The sequence below is a fragment of the Pseudomonas sp. MH10 genome (assembly GCF_034353045.1).
Taxonomy (GTDB): domain Bacteria; phylum Pseudomonadota; class Gammaproteobacteria; order Pseudomonadales; family Pseudomonadaceae; genus Aquipseudomonas.
On the sequence record NZ_CP133783.1, the window covers coordinates 3,749,757 to 3,764,832 of the forward strand.

General features: G+C 57.6%; 15 protein-coding genes. 8 read left to right on the top strand and 7 right to left on the bottom strand.

Annotated elements, in window-relative coordinates; translation table 11 throughout:
• Nucleotides 1–21: 21 nt before the first annotated feature.
• From trpB to RHM59_RS16700, 3 genes are all read left to right on the top strand, one after another.
• On the top strand, nucleotides 22–1,251 hold the full coding sequence (gene trpB / locus RHM59_RS16690) for a tryptophan synthase subunit beta (RefSeq protein WP_322166857.1): 1,230 nt from the start codon (nucleotides 22–24) through the stop codon (nucleotides 1,249–1,251).
• Nucleotides 1,248–2,066, top strand: coding sequence for a tryptophan synthase subunit alpha (gene trpA, locus RHM59_RS16695; protein ID WP_322166856.1), 819 nt, complete (start codon nucleotides 1,248–1,250; stop codon nucleotides 2,064–2,066). The genes trpB and trpA overlap by 4 nt, the downstream gene beginning before the upstream one ends.
• A gap of 117 nt (nucleotides 2,067–2,183) precedes the next feature.
• Nucleotides 2,184–2,642, top strand: coding sequence for an anti-virulence regulator CigR family protein (locus tag RHM59_RS16700; protein ID WP_322224778.1), 459 nt, complete (start codon nucleotides 2,184–2,186; stop codon nucleotides 2,640–2,642).
• Nucleotides 2,643–2,759: 117 nt separating this feature from the next.
• On the opposite strand, the gene RHM59_RS16705 is transcribed toward RHM59_RS16700, so the two are convergent.
• Nucleotides 2,760–3,092, bottom strand: a complete 333-nt coding sequence (locus RHM59_RS16705) for a DOPA 4,5-dioxygenase family protein (RefSeq protein WP_322166854.1) — start codon at nucleotides 3,090–3,092, stop codon at nucleotides 2,760–2,762.
• A gap of 120 nt (nucleotides 3,093–3,212) precedes the next feature.
• A complete protein-coding gene (locus RHM59_RS16710; RefSeq protein ID WP_322166853.1) occupies nucleotides 3,213–4,163 on the bottom strand; it encodes a choline sulfate utilization transcriptional regulator in 951 nt (316 codons plus the stop codon).
• A gap of 114 nt (nucleotides 4,164–4,277) precedes the next feature.
• Here RHM59_RS16710 and betC point away from each other — a divergent pair, with 114 nt between their 5' ends.
• From betC to RHM59_RS16725, 3 genes are all read left to right on the top strand, one after another.
• The gene (gene betC / locus RHM59_RS16715) at nucleotides 4,278–5,783 is read left to right on the top strand and encodes a choline-sulfatase (protein ID WP_322224780.1); all 1,506 of its coding nucleotides are present in this window, start codon (nucleotides 4,278–4,280) and stop codon (nucleotides 5,781–5,783) included.
• Between the two features lie 41 nt (nucleotides 5,784–5,824).
• Nucleotides 5,825–6,745, top strand: coding sequence for a choline ABC transporter substrate-binding protein (choX, locus tag RHM59_RS16720; RefSeq protein ID WP_322166851.1), 921 nt, complete (start codon nucleotides 5,825–5,827; stop codon nucleotides 6,743–6,745).
• A gap of 172 nt (nucleotides 6,746–6,917) precedes the next feature.
• A complete protein-coding gene (locus RHM59_RS16725; RefSeq protein ID WP_322224782.1) occupies nucleotides 6,918–8,486 on the top strand; it encodes a SulP family inorganic anion transporter in 1,569 nt (522 codons plus the stop codon).
• Between the two features lie 13 nt (nucleotides 8,487–8,499).
• Here the strand turns inward: RHM59_RS16725 and aroE are convergent, their stop codons facing one another.
• Both aroE and hemF read right to left on the bottom strand, forming a co-directional pair.
• On the bottom strand, nucleotides 8,500–9,324 hold the full coding sequence (gene aroE, locus RHM59_RS16730) for a shikimate dehydrogenase (RefSeq protein ID WP_322224784.1): 825 nt from the start codon (nucleotides 9,322–9,324) through the stop codon (nucleotides 8,500–8,502).
• Between the two features lie 143 nt (nucleotides 9,325–9,467).
• Entirely contained in the window at nucleotides 9,468–10,382 is a 915-nt protein-coding gene (gene hemF / locus RHM59_RS16735; RefSeq protein ID WP_322166848.1) for an oxygen-dependent coproporphyrinogen oxidase, read from the bottom strand.
• Nucleotides 10,383–10,545: 163 nt separating this feature from the next.
• On the opposite strand from hemF, the gene RHM59_RS16740 reads away from it, so the two are divergent.
• Nucleotides 10,546–11,523, top strand: a complete 978-nt coding sequence (locus tag RHM59_RS16740) for an NADPH:quinone reductase (protein WP_322166847.1) — start codon at nucleotides 10,546–10,548, stop codon at nucleotides 11,521–11,523.
• A 9-nt stretch (nucleotides 11,524–11,532) separates the two neighbouring features.
• On the opposite strand, the gene RHM59_RS16745 is transcribed toward RHM59_RS16740, so the two are convergent.
• The 3 genes from RHM59_RS16745 to RHM59_RS16755 all read right to left on the bottom strand — a co-directional run bounded on the left by RHM59_RS16745 (nucleotide 11,533) and on the right by RHM59_RS16755 (nucleotide 14,396).
• Nucleotides 11,533–12,090 carry an L-threonylcarbamoyladenylate synthase gene (locus RHM59_RS16745; RefSeq protein ID WP_322166846.1) on the bottom strand — a complete coding sequence of 186 codons (558 nt, stop codon included), beginning with the start codon at nucleotides 12,088–12,090 and terminating at the stop codon, nucleotides 11,533–11,535.
• Nucleotides 12,091–12,128: 38 nt separating this feature from the next.
• The gene (gene dprA / locus RHM59_RS16750) at nucleotides 12,129–13,247 is read right to left on the bottom strand and encodes a DNA-processing protein DprA (protein WP_322166845.1); all 1,119 of its coding nucleotides are present in this window, start codon (nucleotides 13,245–13,247) and stop codon (nucleotides 12,129–12,131) included.
• Between the two features lie 123 nt (nucleotides 13,248–13,370).
• Nucleotides 13,371–14,396, bottom strand: coding sequence for a LysM peptidoglycan-binding domain-containing protein (locus RHM59_RS16755; protein ID WP_322224786.1), 1,026 nt, complete (start codon nucleotides 14,394–14,396; stop codon nucleotides 13,371–13,373).
• A 146-nt stretch (nucleotides 14,397–14,542) separates the two neighbouring features.
• Here RHM59_RS16755 and def point away from each other — a divergent pair, with 146 nt between their 5' ends.
• Nucleotides 14,543–15,046: a peptide deformylase gene (gene def / locus RHM59_RS16760; protein WP_322166843.1), complete on the top strand. Its 504-nt coding sequence runs from the start codon at nucleotides 14,543–14,545 to the stop codon at nucleotides 15,044–15,046.
• Nucleotides 15,047–15,076 lie beyond the last annotated feature (30 nt).

Consider the following 15,076-nt stretch of genomic DNA (forward strand, 5'->3'; position numbering starts at 1 on the left):
GATACATCACCTGGAGGTCCCATGACCCAGACCAATTTCCGCAAAGGCGCAGATGCCAACGGCCTGTTCGGCTCATTTGGTGGCCGCTACGTGGCTGAAACCCTGATGCCGCTGGTGCTCGACCTGGACCGCGAATACGAAGCGGCCAAGGTCGATCCTGAGTTTCTTGAGCAACTTGCCTATTTCCAGCGTGACTACGTGGGCCGTCCAAACCCGCTATATTTCGCCGAACGCCTGACCGAATACTGCGGCGGCGCGAAGATCTACTTCAAGCGCGAAGAGCTGAATCACACCGGCGCGCACAAGATTAACAACTGCATTGGCCAGGTGTTGCTGGCCAAGCGCATGGGTAAAAAACGCATAATCGCTGAAACTGGCGCGGGCATGCACGGTGTGGCCACTGCCACCGTCGCCGCCCGCTTCGGCTTGCCTTGCGTGATCTACATGGGCGCTACTGACATCGAACGCCAACAGGCCAACGTATTCCGTATGCGGCTGCTGGGCGCTGAAATCGTGCCGGTCATTTCCGGTACCGGCACGCTGAAAGATGCGATGAACGAAGCGTTGCGCGACTGGGTCACCAACGTCGACGACACCTTCTACATGATCGGTACCGTGGCTGGCCCACACCCGTATCCGTCCATGGTCCGCGACTTCCAATCGATCATCGGCAAAGAAACCAAAGAACAGCTGCAAGAAAAAGAAGGTCGTCTGCCGGACAGCCTGATTGCTTGCGTCGGTGGCGGCTCCAACGCCATGGGCCTGTTCCACCCGTTCCTCGATGACGCCAGCGTCGAAATCATCGGCGTTGAAGCCGGTGGTCACGGTGTTCATACCGACAAGCACGCCGCCAGCCTGAACGGCGGTGTTCCAGGTGTCCTGCACGGCAACCGTACCTACCTGCTGCAAGATGCCGACGGCCAGATCACTGACGCCCACTCGATTTCTGCTGGCCTCGACTACCCAGGCATTGGCCCGGAACACGCTTACCTGCACGAAATGAAGCGCGTCGAGTACGTCAGCATCACCGATGAAGAAGCCCTCGAAGCCTTCCACCATTGCTGCCTGCTGGAAGGCATCATCCCGGCGCTGGAAACCGCTCACGCCTTGGCTGAAGCCATGAAACGCGCCACTAACCTGCGCGATGACCACTTGATGGTGGTTTGCCTTTCCGGCCGCGGCGACAAAGACATGCAAACCGTGATGAGCCACATGGCCGCCGCCGACAAGACTCAGGAGCAACTGGTATGAGCCGTCTCGAACAACGTTTCGCCGAGCTGAAAACCGAAGGCCGCGCGGCACTGGTGACCTTCATCACCGCTGGCGATCCGGGCTATGACACCTCCCTGGCGATCCTCAAGGGCTTGCCGGCGGCCGGTGCTGACGTAATCGAGCTGGGCATGCCGTTCACTGATCCCATGGCCGACGGCGTGGCGATTCAGTTGGCAACGCTGCGCGCCTTGGACGCCGGACAAACCCTGGCAAAAACCTTGAACATGGTTCGCGAGTTTCGGGTCGACAACCAAAGCACGCCGATTGTGTTGATGGGTTACTACAACCCGATTCATCGCTTTGGCGTCGATGCGTTCGTTGCTGAAGCTAAGTCGGTTGGCGTGGACGGTTTGATCATCGTTGACCTGCCGCCAGAACATGACGCTGAACTGGCAACACCTGCCCAAGCTGCCGGTATCGACTTCATCCGCTTGACCACGCCAACCACCGACGACGGGCGCTTGCCAACGGTCCTGGAGCGCAGTTCGGGCTTCGTTTATTACGTGTCGGTTGCCGGTGTGACCGGTGCTGGCTCAGCGACTTCAGATCAGGTCAAAAACGCCATCGAGCGCTTGCGTCGTCACACCGACCTGCCAATCAGCGTTGGTTTTGGCATTCGTACTCCAGAGCAAGCAGCGGCAATTGCCAGGCTGGCAGATGGCGTCGTGGTGGGTTCGGCGCTGGTGGATAAGATCGCCACTGCCCACTCGCCAAGCCAAGCCATCGACGATGTGCTGAGCCTCTGTTCAGCGTTGGCCGACGGCGTTCGCAACGCCCGTGTCAGTAAAGGGTAAAGATTGCTTTAGCGAGGAATTTAAACCTCAGCAGATACACTAAGTTACAAGCAAAAGGGGTTCTTGGCCGACGGCTTAGAGCCCCTTTTTTGCTGACCGAATTCCGAGGATTAAGAAATGAAACTGCCAACCCGTTTAGTTGCAGGCTTGGGGATCATGATGATCATTAGTGCCAGTCCGTTGTTGCACGCCGATGACCGTGACCAGGGCCATGGCGGCGAATATCACCAAGGCGACGATCATGGTCATAACGATAATCATGACAATCATGACAATCATGACAATCACGATAACCGCGGTCCAGGGGGGCGCCCGCCGCAGAACTTCGACCATGAGCGCCAGACCTTCCATGATCGCCACGAGTACTTCACCCGTGGCCGTGACTTACCGCCTAACTATCACCTCGAACGTGGCCGCCCACTGCCACGCGGCTACGGCGACCGGATGGACCCTCGCGCACTTGAACAACTGCCGCGTTATGACGGCTACGAATGGCGCCGTGTAGGACCGGACGTGGTCCTGGTCGCAATTACTACAGGTGTTATCTACACCATTTTGGATAACGTGCTGAACTGATACCGGTCCTGCAGACACACTGTGGGAGCGAATTTATTCGCCAATGGCTTGATGCGATGTGCCTGATACACCGCATTGCGAATTAATTCGGTCCCACAGGTTCCGGCGTTACATGTCTTAACGCTTAAAAATCGACACATCCAATTCCCGCACGGCCCCCATCCAGATCGCATGCGCCGTGTGATCCGCCAAATCATTGCCCGTCAGCGGGTGCATCAGCACCACCAAGCCTTTACGATTCAGCGCCAGCCAGAGCGTCACGTCTGCCAACTGGGCATGCTCGAACGCCAGTTGACAACTCCACTCCGGGTGCGGGCCAACCGGTTTTTCATGTACCCGTCCCATTTTCAGCCCGAAACGCTCGGTGGCTTCCTCGCATAACGCGCGTGCCTGGCTGAGGGTGTCTGCGTTGAAATAAACGTGGGCGTGATAGCCCTGAATTTCCTGCATTGCTTGTCTCTCCAAAATGGTTCAAACCACTGTAGGAGCTAACGTGTTCGCGAGGCGCTAGATTTGATTCACGCGATTCACCGCTCGCCAACACGTTAGCTCCTACAGAGAGAATTGTGTTCACACCGCTATCGACGGCAGCGGTCTACCCACCAATAAATCCCCGCTTTGCGACTGTTCGGTGGCGAGCCAATCGACAAACTGCTGAACCAGTTGCACCCGGCGCTTGCGTTGCGGGAGAACCACGTAATAACCACAGGAAGAAATCGCGGTAGCGGCGATGGGCCGGCAGAGGAGGTTTTGCTCCAGCAGCGCATCGACCAAATGCCGCCAGCCAATGGCAACCCCCTGACCGGCAATCGCGGCCTGAATCAGCAGCGTGTAGTTATCGAAGCGCAGTTGGCCCGGCGCCGGAGCTTGTCGGAGATCGAGTGCCCGAAATACGCCGCTCCAGTCGAACCAGTTGCTGCTGCCCTCACCGCGCAGGTGCAGCAACGGAAGATCCAGCAGGACGTTGGTCGGCAGCGGTAAAGTCTTGCCTGCCAACAGTTGCGGGCTGCACACGGGGAACACCTCTTCGCTGAACAACCAGCGGCTCTCACCCTGTTTGAAACGCCCATCTCCAAACAGTACCGCGACATCGACATCAGCCCGCAGCATGTTATGGCTGCGCTCACTGGTAACCAAACTGACGTCCACGTCTGGGTTGGCTTTGTGGAAACGGTGCAAGCGCGGCATCAGCCAGTACGCGGCAAACGCAAAGTCGGTGGCCACCTGTAACACCTCGTGCTGACGTTGCGCCGTTACCGCATTCAATCCGCCGTCAATAGACTGCAAACCCGACTGCACATAGCTGAACAACACCTCGCCTGCTTCTGTCAGCTCGATGCCCCGGTAAATGCGGTCAAACAGTCGCGTCGCCAATTGCTCTTCAAGGCGCTTGATCTGCTGGCTTACTGCAGGCTGTGTCGTGCCAAGCTCCACCGCCGCAGCGGTAAAGCTGCGATGTCTGGCGGCGGCTTCAAACGCCCGCATCAAATCCAATGACAAACCGCCAAGGGCTTCATACATAAGCTGAACTTATCCTAGGTATTGTCTGGCATGGGCTTTACCGCTAAACCCATGGGTCGCATTCTCAGGCACAGCACTCTCGCATAAATTTTCACAATGGAATGCCGCGAATACATGAAGCGCAAGAACATTCTTTTTATCATGGCCGATCAAATGGCCGCGCCGATGTTGCCGTTTTACGCCTCATCTCCAGTCAAAATGCCCAATTTGAGCCGCCTCGCCGCTGAAGGCGTGGTGTTCGATGCCGCCTACTGCAACAGCCCGCTGTGCGCCCCATCGCGTTTTACCTTGGTCAGTGGTCAACTGCCGAGCAAGATCGGCGCCTACGACAACGCGGCTGATTTCCCCGCTGACATACCGACCTACGCCCACTACTTGCGGCGCCTGGGCTACAAAACCGCACTGTCCGGCAAGATGCACTTTTGCGGCCCGGACCAGTTGCACGGCTACGAAGAACGCCTCACCAGTGACATCTACCCTGCCGACTACGGTTGGGCGGTCAATTGGGATGAGCCGGATGTTCGACCAAGCTGGTACCACAACATGGCGTCCGTGTTGCAAGCCGGGCCGTGTGTGCGCACCAACCAGTTGGATTTCGACGAAGAAGTGGTGTTCAAGGCCCAACAGTATTTGTTCGATTACATTCGTGAAGACGGTGATGCACCGTTTTGCCTGACGGTGTCCATGACTCACCCGCACGACCCGTACACCATCCCGAAACCGTTCTGGGATTTGTACACCAACGAAGAAATCCCGATGCCACCCGCCCACGCCGACCAGGCCGCGCTGGACCCGCATTCGCAACGATTGCTCAAGGTTTATGACCTGTGGGACAAGCCGATGCCTGTGGATAAGATTCGCGATGCCCGCCGTGCGTACTTCGGCGCGTGCAGTTACATCGACAGCAATATTGGCAAGCTGCTGCAAACCCTCGAAGACGCCGGGCTGGCCGACGACACGATCATCGTGTTCTCGGGTGATCACGGCGACATGCTGGGCGAACGCGGCCTCTGGTACAAAATGCATTGGTTCGAGATGGCCGCACGTGTGCCGTTGCTGGTCTACGCTCCAGGCCAATTCAAGGCCGGGCGCGTTGGCGCAGCCGTGTCCACCGCCGACCTGCTGCCAACCTTCGTGGCCTTGGCCGGCGGCGAGTTAGACCCCGGTTTACCGCTTGATGGTCGTTCGCTTGTACCGCATTTGAACGGCGAAGCCGGGCACGACGAGGTCTTCGGCGAATACATGGCAGAAGGTACGACCAGCCCGCTGATGATGATTCGGCGCGGCGCGTTTAAATTCATCTATTCAGAGCAAGACCCGTGCATGTTGTTCGATGTGCATAACGATCCGAAGGAACTGGAAGAACTGAGTCAATCGGCCGTTCATCAACAGCTGTTCTCTGCGTTTCTGGCCGAGGCACGGGCTAAGTGGAATATACCGGCGATACACCACCAGGTGCTCGCCAGCCAACGTCGCCGGCGTTTTGTCGCCGAATCGTTGGCAATTGGCAAGCTGAAGAGTTGGGATCACCAGCCGCTGGTAGACGCCAGTCAGCAATACATGCGCAACCATATCGACCTTGACGATTTGGAGCGCAAGGCACGTTATCCACAACCTTAACCCTGCCAAAATCAAAAAAAACCAAAAAGGGGCACAACCGTATGAAGTTATCCACAACACTGGCAGTCGGTTTTATTGCGTTGACCAGCGTTTCGGCTTTCGCCGCCGATCAGAACTGCAGCACGGTTAAAATGGCCGATCCAGGCTGGAGCGACATTGCTGCGACCAACGCGATTACGGGCTTTTTGCTGGATGGCATGGGTTACAAAGCCAAGGTCGACACATTGGCCGTTCCGATCGCCTACGGTGGCCTCAAGGACGGGCAAGTGGATGTTTTCTTGGGTAACTGGATGCCGGCCCAGCAGGGTTTTTACGACAAATTCGTCGCCACGGGCGATGTAACGCAACTGGCCAAGAACCTTGATGGCACCGAGTTCACCCTCGCCGTGCCGGATTACGTCTGGGACGCGGGCGTGCATAACTTTGCCGACCTAAATAAATACGCCGATAAATTCGGCAAGAAGATCTACGGCATCGGCTCCGGCGCACCGGCGAATATTTCGCTGGCGACCATCATCAAGAAAAACGAATTCGACCTGGGTCAGTGGAAACTGGTTGAGTCCAGCGAACAGGCGATGCTGGCCGAAGTCGCTCGCAACGTGAAGAAAAACACCTTCGTGGTGTTCCTTGGCTGGACTCCGCACCCAATGAACGTGCAGATGAAAATGCACTACCTAAAAGGCGGTGAGGCGTACTTCGGCGACACCGGCAGTGTGTTCACCCTCACGCGCAAAGGCTATACCGACGCATGCCCGAACGTGGGCAAGCTGCTGACCAACCTGAGCTTCACCCAGGAAATGGAAAACAGCATCATGTCTGAGGTGGTGAACAAGAAAATCACCAACGCAGAAGCGGCTAAAGCCTGGATCAAGGCCAACCCGGCAGTCTTGGACAAATGGCTCGACGGCGTGAAAACCATCGATCAGAAAGACGCGTTGACTGCGGTAAAAGCAACGTTGTAATGGCAAAGCTTCGCAGGCAAGCCTGCTCCCACAGGTAGGGCGGTGTGCCCCCTATCAGGCAGGAGTGCGCTTGCCCGCGATTGACTGCGAAGCAGTCACCAACACACCGTAACCTTGCATCGTAACGGCTTAAACCCCACCCTCACACTTTTGCAAAACCACCGAGAGATTCATGGGTTGGTTCAACCGCCACACACTTTTTCCATTTCTAGATTGGCTCCCTCGACAAACCCGCGCCAGCGTTGGTAACGACGCGCTCGTGGGTTTGAGTGGGGCCATTCTGGCGCTGCCGCAATCCATCGCGTATGCCTTGATCGCAGGATTACCGCCTGAGTACGGCTTGTACGCGGCCATTGTTCCCGTGTTGATCGCCTGTTTGTGGGGCTCATCGTTCCATCTGATTTGCGGGCCCACGGCCGCGATTTCTATCGTGCTCTACGCGAGCATCAGCCCGTTGGCGGTGCCCGGCAGTAACGATTACGTCACCCTGATTCTGCTGCTGACGTTCATCGGCGGGCTGTTTCAATGGCTACTGGGGTTACTCCGTTTTGGGGCGCTAGTGAACTTCGTTTCCCACTCGGTGATTCTGGGATTTACCCTGGGCGCCGCCGTGGTAATCGCCTTGGGCCAGTTGCCAAGTTTCCTTGGGCTGGAGGTGAGTAGCCAATCCACCGCGCTGAAAAGCATCTCTGCCTTACTTGAGCACCGGGGGGAGGTTGACTCGTCATCACTGATCCTTGGCGCCGTGACCCTGGTCGTCGGCGCAACCTTGAAATACTTTCTGCCACGCTGGCCGACCCTGTTGATAACTTTGCTAGGCGCAGGTTCGCTGGTCTGGCTATGGCCGGCGAAGTTCGGTCACGTGCAACTGGTTCGCGCGTTCGTCGGGCATCTGCCGCCGTTCAGTGCGCTGCCGCTGGACCCTGAATTAATTCTGAAACTGCTACCCAGCGCAGTCGCCGTGGGCATGCTCGGGCTGGTGACCAGCCTGTCGATTGCCCGCTCGTTGTCGGCGCGTTCGCAACAATTGCTCGATGCCAATCAGGAAGTCCGCGCCCAAGGCCTGTCGAATATGATTGGCTCGCTGTTTTCCGGCTATCTGTCCGCAGGCTCGTTCACCCGCGCGGCGTTGAGTTATGACGCCGGGGCCCGCTCGCCATTGGCCGGGGTGTTTTCTGCGCTATGGGTGGCATTGTTCGCGGTGTGTGGCGCGTCGCTGATCGCCCACATCCCGATTCCGAGCATGGCCGCGTCGATCCTGTTGATCTGCTGGGGCTTGGTAGACCGTCGCGGTATTCGAGCACTGTTTCGTGTGAGCCGAGCGGAGTTTGTGGTGATGGCGCTGACGTGTCTGGCGACGCTGCTACTGGAGCTACAGACCGCGATTTATGCCGGTGTGCTGGTCTCGCTGTTTTTCTATCTCAAGCGCACGTCGCAGCCGCGAGTCCAGCAATGGCGCGACGGCGACGACGATATTTTTCGGGTAGGCGGTTCGATTTTCTTTGGCGCCAGCCACTATTTGCAGGTCCGTTTGCAAAGCAGCGAAGGCCTGCACGTGGTGATCGAAGCGCAGCAGATCAACTTCATCGATTACTCGGGCGTTGAAATGCTTCATCAGGAGGCCCGGCGTTTAAGGGGCCTGAACCGTAGCTTGACGCTGAAAAACGCCCGGCCGCAGGTGATCGAAGAGCTACGCAGGCTGGAAGGGGCCGATAAGTGCCCCATTCTGTTCGTCGATTAACGTCTTCGGCAGATCAAGCGTTGGCCAACTGGCGACGCAATTCAGCCAATACTGGCGCGGTATCTGGACGCACGCCGCGCCACAAATAGAATGCTTCGCCAGCCTGTTCGGCGAGCATGCCCAAACCGTCTAACACGTGCGTCGCACCCTGTTCCGTGGCCCAGCGGCAGAATGGCGTAGGTTCTTTGCCGTACATCATGTCGTAGCAAACCGTATGGCCCGGCTGGATCAAGCTCGCGGCAATCGGTGGAACCTCACCGGCAAGGCTGGCGGAGGTGGCGTTGATAATCACGTCAAACGACTCCTCCAGCCAATCAAAACCACTGGCAAACACCGGCCCTAAATCGGTGAACTCATGGGCAAGCTGCTCGGCCTTTTCGACGGTGCGGTTAGCGATCACCAGCACCGCTGGCTTCTCGGCCAACAGCGGCTCTAGCGCGCCCCGCACCGCACCGCCGGCACCGAGCAGCAGAATGCGTTTGCCGTTCAAGACCACGCCGGCATTCACGGTCAAATCCCGCACCAGCCCGGCACCATCAGTGTTATCGCCCAACAAACGACCGTCGGCACCTTTGCGTAACGTGTTCACGGCACCTGCGCGTTGTGCGCGTTCGGTCAAGCTGTCGGCGAAGCGAAAGGCCTCTTCCTTGAAGGGTACGGTGACGTTGGCGCCGCGTCCGTGTTCAAAGAATGTTTCCGCGAAACCAACGAAGTCGTCCAGCGGCGCCAGCAAGGTGCTGTAGTCCAGTTGCTCGCCAGTCTGCTCGGCAAACAAACGATGAATCAGCGGCGACTTGCTATGGCCGATGGGGTTACCGAAAACGACGTAATGGTCCATGGGACGGTTCCTGGTTCAATCGTGACAGATGACACCTATCTGGAGGAGCCAACCTGTTGGCGAGACGGCATCGCTGACAGATCGGTTAAACCTCGCCAACAAGTTTGGCTCCTACGGGGAGTGCGATCTTCTCACGCGATCTGTCAGGCCTGCGCCAACCAATCTCGGTCCTGCAAGAAATATTCGGTCAAGCGCGCTTCTGCGGTGCCTGGTTCAGCCTTCCAGTCGTAGCTCCAGCGAACTTGTGGCGGCAGCGACATAAGGATCGATTCGGTACGCCCCCCTGATTGCAAACCGAACAGCGTGCCCCGGTCGTAGACCAAGTTGAACTCCACATAACGCCCACGGCGGAATTCCTGAAACTCTCGCTGTTTCTCTGTATAGGCCATGTCTTTACGACGCTGAATGATAGGCAGATACGCGTCGATGTACGCATCGCCAATAGCGCGTATGAAAGCGAAGCTGGTGTCGAAGTCCCACTCGTTCAAGTCATCGAAAAACAGGCCGCCAATGCCGCGCGGCTCGTTCCGGTGCTTGATATGGAAATACGTGTCGCACCAGGCTTTGTAGCGCGGATAAACGTCGGACCCGAACGGTGCGCAGGCTTGTTCGGCAATGCGGTGCCAATGCACGCAGTCTTCTTCTACGGCGTAATACGGCGTCAGATCGAAGCCGCCACCAAACCACCAGACCGGTTCTTCGCCTTCTTTTTCAGCGATGAAAAATCGCACGTTAGCGTGGGACGTCGGTACATGGGGGTTGTGCGGGTGAATCACCAGCGACACGCCCAGCGCCTCAAACCCACGCCCAGCCAACTCAGGCCGATGGGCGCTGGCGGAGGGCGGTAAGCCAGTGCCAAAGACATGAGAAAAATTGACCCCACCTTTCTCGATTACGTCACCGTTTCCGATGACGCGAGTACGTCCACCTCCGCCTGCTGGCCGCTCCCAAGCGTCTTCGGCAAAGCGCGCGCTGCCATCTTCGCTTTCCAGCGCAGTGCAGATTCGGTCTTGCAGGTCGAGCAGGTAAGCTTTTACAGCGTCGGTGCGGGTTGTCATCGGATCACCTTGAAACGTCGCTGGGCCATGAGGGTCAGCGGGGCTGGCAAATTGGCGCGTAGCATACCATTGGCCATACGGCTGACGCTGTTGACTGGGATCAAGGGATCGGGTCCGATAGCTACCTGCATTTCTTGTTTCAATTCATCACCGGAGAGAACAGATGGCAAAGCGTATCCAGTTCAGCACCATTGGCGGCCCCGAAGTGCTTGAGTACGTGGATTTCGAACCCGCCGAACCGGGTCCCCAGCAGGTCCGTGTGCGTACCAAGGCGATTGGCCTGAATTTCATCGACACGTATTTTCGCAGCGGTCTGTATCCAGCACCTTCGATGCCATCTGGTCTGGGCACTGAAGGTGCGGGCGTAGTGGAAGCGGTGGGCAGCGACGTCAACCAGTTCAAGGTTGGCGACCGTGTGGCTTACGGAAGTGGGCCCTTGGGCGCTTACAGCGAAGTGCATGTGCTTGCGGCCGCGAACCTGGTGAAACTGCCGGACTCGATCAGCTTCGAGCAAGCCGCAGCGGTGATGCTCAAGGGCCTCACCGTGCAGTATCTGTTTCACCAGACGTATGCACTCAAGAGCGGCGAAACCATTCTGTTTCATGCAGCCGCTGGCGGCGTAGGTTCGCTGGCGTGTCAGTGGGCCAAGGCCTTGGGCGTGAAGCTGATTGGTACGGTCAGTTCCGCTGAGAAAGCGGCGCATGCCAAAGCGTTGGGTGCCTGGGAAACCATCGATTACAGCAAAGAAGACGTGGTCAAGCGGGTTCTCGATTTGACTGACGGCAAGAAATGCCCGGTGGTGTACGACGGCGTCGGCCAGGATACCTGGCTGACGTCGTTGGACAGCCTGGCGCCGCGTGGCCTGTTGGTCAGTTTCGGTAATGCGTCCGGGCCAGTGGCGGGGGTCAATCTGGGCATTCTTGCGCAAAAAGGATCGCTGTACGTCACGCGCCCGACGCTGACGACCTATGCCAACAATGCGGAAAACCTGCAAACCATGGCCAATGACGTGTTCGCCCTACTGGCTGACGGCAAGCTCAAGGTAGATGACATTCAACGTTACGCATTGAAAGATGCCGCCAAGGCGCACATCGAACTGAGCGCCCGGCGCACCACCGGATCGACCATTTTGATTCCTTGATCGTACGACCTAGCCCGGGCGAACGATTTCGCCCGTCACCAGGTCACGAATCAGGCTCGGGTGCTTGCGACCGCCTAGTAGGCCGCCAAGCACCAGATCGATGTCACCGCGAAAATATTGCTCTACACGAAGGCGCGTCCGGGCAGCCGGTCGCCCAGCTGGATTGGCGGAAGTCGAAATCAATGGTCCGACCAACGCGCACAATTCGCGCACCTGCGGATGATCACTGACGCGCAATGCTACGGTGTCATGGAGGCCTGTGACCCATTCGGGAAGCAGGTCTTGATGCGGCACCAGCCACGTATTGGGGCCGGGCCAGGTCGCCGACATGCGGTCGAGCCACGTTTCCGGAAAGTCTTCGAGCAGAAAATCGAACTGGCGGATGTTGTCGGCCACCAGAATCAGGCCCTTTTCCACCGGCCGCGATTTGATCGCTAACAACCTATACACCGCGTCTTCATTCCACGGATCACAGCCCAAACCCCATACCGCTTCGGTCGGATAGGCGATTACCGCTCCAGCTCGAATTTCTCGTGCGGCTTGCTGCACACGCCAACTGCTGACCATTTGCGCTATCTCCGGTAACCACTGCGCGCAGTTTAACCTTAGCAGGCACGCGCAAACCATCGTCCCGCCTCAGCACTAATACGCCCTTCAAGCTCTAACTCGGTCAATGCAGCCAATACCTTCGGTAATGGCCAGCCAATCGAGAGCGCCAACGCCTCGCTGGTATGGGGTGCGGCATGCAGCAAGTCGAGCAAAGGATGACTGACGCGTTCGGGAGAAACGGCGGTGGGTGCGGGGAGGCAACGGCTAATGGTTTGCCAACCGCGCAGGGCTTCAAGGATGTGCTCGACGGTTTCCACCAACACTGCGCCGTCACGAATCAGTTGATGGCAACCGCGAGCGCCGGGGTGATGAATCGAGCCCGGAATGGCATACACCTCGCGCCCTTGCTCGGCGGCTAAACGCGCGGTTATCAACGATCCGCTGCGCACACTGGCCTCGACCACCAGCACCCCGACCGACAAACCGCTGATAATTCGATTGCGTCTCGGAAAGTTGCCGGGTTGCGGCCCAGCGTCCAGGGGAAACTCGGAAACCACCGCGCTGCCTTGCGCACACATGGTGGCGGCAAGCTGCCGATGGCGCTGTGGATAAAAATTTTCGATGCCCGTACCGAGCACGCCAATCGTTTGTCCACCAACGTCCAACGCGCCTTGGTGGGCGGCGCCGTCAATGCCCAGCGCCAAGCCGCTGGTAATGACAAAACCAGCTCCGGCCAAACTCCGCGCGAACGCGGTGGCGGTGTCCAGGCCCGGCTTGGAAGCACGCCGACTGCCCACCATACCCAGTTGCGGCCGTTCAAGAATTCGGGGGTCACCGGCCACGAACAGCAGCGGCGGCGCATCGGGAATTTCAGCCAGCAAAGCGGGGTAGTGAGGGTCGTCCCACATCAACAAATGCTGGGCGGGACGCTCAAGCCAAGCCATTGCAGCGCTGGCGCCATCTCGTACATTGGGACAACGGCGGGCTTCGGCGCAGGCGCTGGGGAAACCCAAAGCACGCCACGCACTGGCCGGCGCACTGATCGCCGCAGAGGCCGACCCAAAGGCGCTCATCAGGCGATGAAAGCGTTTGGGTCCGACCTCAGGCAGCCGGTGGATGCGCAGGCGCGCTTCGAGTTCAGCGGGTGGCACAGCAGCGGTATCGAACAACGGCATAGATCTTCCTTGATCTGTTGCGCTTCATTTTTGGAACGGACAACCGGTGGATAACTCTGTTAGTAACTATTTGATAAGTTCATGCTCTGTGGAAAAAACATGTCCTGATTCTGAAACATAGCTCTACGGGTTTCGCACCTTGTCCATGACCGTCAACGAGCGCGTGGCGTGGAGTACCAAACCATAGCTCAGCTTTTCATAAGTGCGAAAAACCATGAGTAACCCCGAGCGTTCGTCCGGGATTTTTATCCGTTCGCCGGACACGTCATCGCGCACTTGCTCGCCCGTTTTGTAGATCGCCAGCACGTTCCCTTCGACCAAACCATCGCGTCTACCTTTGTTTAACGTCACCACGTCGAACACACCAATCTGGGTCACCCCGCGTGGGACGTCAATGATCAAGCCGTCAATCTGGGTGTCTGGCGCACTTGGGAAGAAAGTTGAGTTGATCGGGCGTTCTTCGCTGGTGAACAGGCGGTCGGCCAGCCTTACTTCCTGAGTCGAACGCCGCAGTATCAGGGTTGCGACATCACCCTCATGGGCGACGACTTCACCGCTGCCAATGTTATCGGCGTTGATCCCGAGGACGGTCCCGGTAACAGGGTCGGCGTAGGTTTTACCTTGGCGGAAGATCCCATAGACCGTCTGCGCCGGGTCGAACTTGCCGCGGGCATAAACCCGATCGCCTACGCCGCTGAGGACGCTTTCTGCGTTACCGGCAACGATGTAAGGGGCGTTCTTAAAGGTAGCCGGATCGTCGACGATTCGGTTGCTCAACAAATAGCTGTTGATGGCGCCCAGAGGAATGCTCGGAATCGCTTCGGCCATAGGCGTTGTGCGCACGCGCGGCGACAGCTTGATGGTTGCGTGCGACTCACCGCGATTGACCACCAGACGCGGCTGGCCGTCGACGTAAATTAACGTCAACCTGTCGCCGGGGTAGATCAAATCAGGGTTGGCAATCTGTGGGTTTTGCTTCCAGATTTCCTTCCACTTCCAAGGCTCGCTTAGAAACTTCCCGGAAATGTCCCAAAGTGTGTCGCCTTTGGAGACCGTGTAATTCTCAGGGTGACCGTCCCGCAATTGCACTTGCGCCTGACAAAGGCCAGCGGAGGCCAACAGCAACAGGGCGAGTAGTGATTTCCTCATGCGGTGAATCCCTTTATCATGTGGCTTCCCGTGAAACAGTCAGAGTCCCAGAGGCTTGGGTTTTGCGAGATTGCCAGTTTCGACCTTTCGTCCGATGTCTGGCCGCCGACTTTCGACTTTACCCTACAAGTGCAGCTCTAACGTATATGGCTATTCTAAACATCCTCGAATTTCCCGATTCGCGCCTGCGCACCATCGCCAAACCCGTGGCTGAGGTCGACGACGGCATTCGCCAGTTGGTCGATGACATGTTCGAAACCATGTACGAAGCGCCCGGCATCGGATTGGCAGCGACTCAAGTCAACGTCCACAAACGCATCGTGGTCATGGACCTTAGCGAAGACCGCAGCGAACCACGGGTTTTTATTAATCCGCAGTTCGAAACCCTGACCGACGAGATGGAGCAGTATCAAGAAGGCTGCCTCTCGGTGCCAGGATTCTATGAAAACGTCGACCGTCCGAACAAGGTAAAAGTTACCGCCCTCGACCGCGACGGCAAGCCTTTCGAGCTAGTTGCCGAAGGTCTGCTGGCTGTGTGCGTTCAACACGAGTGCGATCACCTTAACGGCAAATTATTCGTCGATTACCTGTCAAACCTCAAGCGCGATCGAATCAAAAAGAAGTTGGAAAAACTGCACAAGCAGGCTTGATCCAACTTAACCCTATAGGGTCCGCATTTA

Excerpts from the sequence above, each read along its gene's own strand:
- trpB (WP_322166857.1), top strand. The coding sequence starts at position 22 with ATGACCCAGACCAATTTCCGCAAAGGCGCAGATGCCAACGGCCTGTTC.
- trpA (WP_322166856.1), top strand. The coding sequence starts at position 1,248 with ATGAGCCGTCTCGAACAACGTTTCGCCGAGCTGAAAACCGAAGGCCGC.
- RHM59_RS16700 (WP_322224778.1), top strand. The coding sequence starts at position 2,184 with ATGAAACTGCCAACCCGTTTAGTTGCAGGCTTGGGGATCATGATGATC.
- RHM59_RS16705 (WP_322166854.1), bottom strand. The coding sequence starts at position 3,092 with ATGCAGGAAATTCAGGGCTATCACGCCCACGTTTATTTCAACGCAGAC.
- RHM59_RS16710 (WP_322166853.1), bottom strand. The coding sequence starts at position 4,163 with ATGTATGAAGCCCTTGGCGGTTTGTCATTGGATTTGATGCGGGCGTTT.
- betC (WP_322224780.1), top strand. The coding sequence starts at position 4,278 with ATGAAGCGCAAGAACATTCTTTTTATCATGGCCGATCAAATGGCCGCG.
- choX (WP_322166851.1), top strand. The coding sequence starts at position 5,825 with ATGAAGTTATCCACAACACTGGCAGTCGGTTTTATTGCGTTGACCAGC.
- RHM59_RS16725 (WP_322224782.1), top strand. The coding sequence starts at position 6,918 with ATGGGTTGGTTCAACCGCCACACACTTTTTCCATTTCTAGATTGGCTC.
- aroE (WP_322224784.1), bottom strand. The coding sequence starts at position 9,324 with ATGGACCATTACGTCGTTTTCGGTAACCCCATCGGCCATAGCAAGTCG.
- hemF (WP_322166848.1), bottom strand. The coding sequence starts at position 10,382 with ATGACAACCCGCACCGACGCTGTAAAAGCTTACCTGCTCGACCTGCAA.
- RHM59_RS16740 (WP_322166847.1), top strand. The coding sequence starts at position 10,546 with ATGGCAAAGCGTATCCAGTTCAGCACCATTGGCGGCCCCGAAGTGCTT.
- RHM59_RS16745 (WP_322166846.1), bottom strand. The coding sequence starts at position 12,090 with ATGGTCAGCAGTTGGCGTGTGCAGCAAGCCGCACGAGAAATTCGAGCT.
- dprA (WP_322166845.1), bottom strand. The coding sequence starts at position 13,247 with ATGCCGTTGTTCGATACCGCTGCTGTGCCACCCGCTGAACTCGAAGCG.
- RHM59_RS16755 (WP_322224786.1), bottom strand. The coding sequence starts at position 14,396 with ATGAGGAAATCACTACTCGCCCTGTTGCTGTTGGCCTCCGCTGGCCTT.
- def (WP_322166843.1), top strand. The coding sequence starts at position 14,543 with ATGGCTATTCTAAACATCCTCGAATTTCCCGATTCGCGCCTGCGCACC.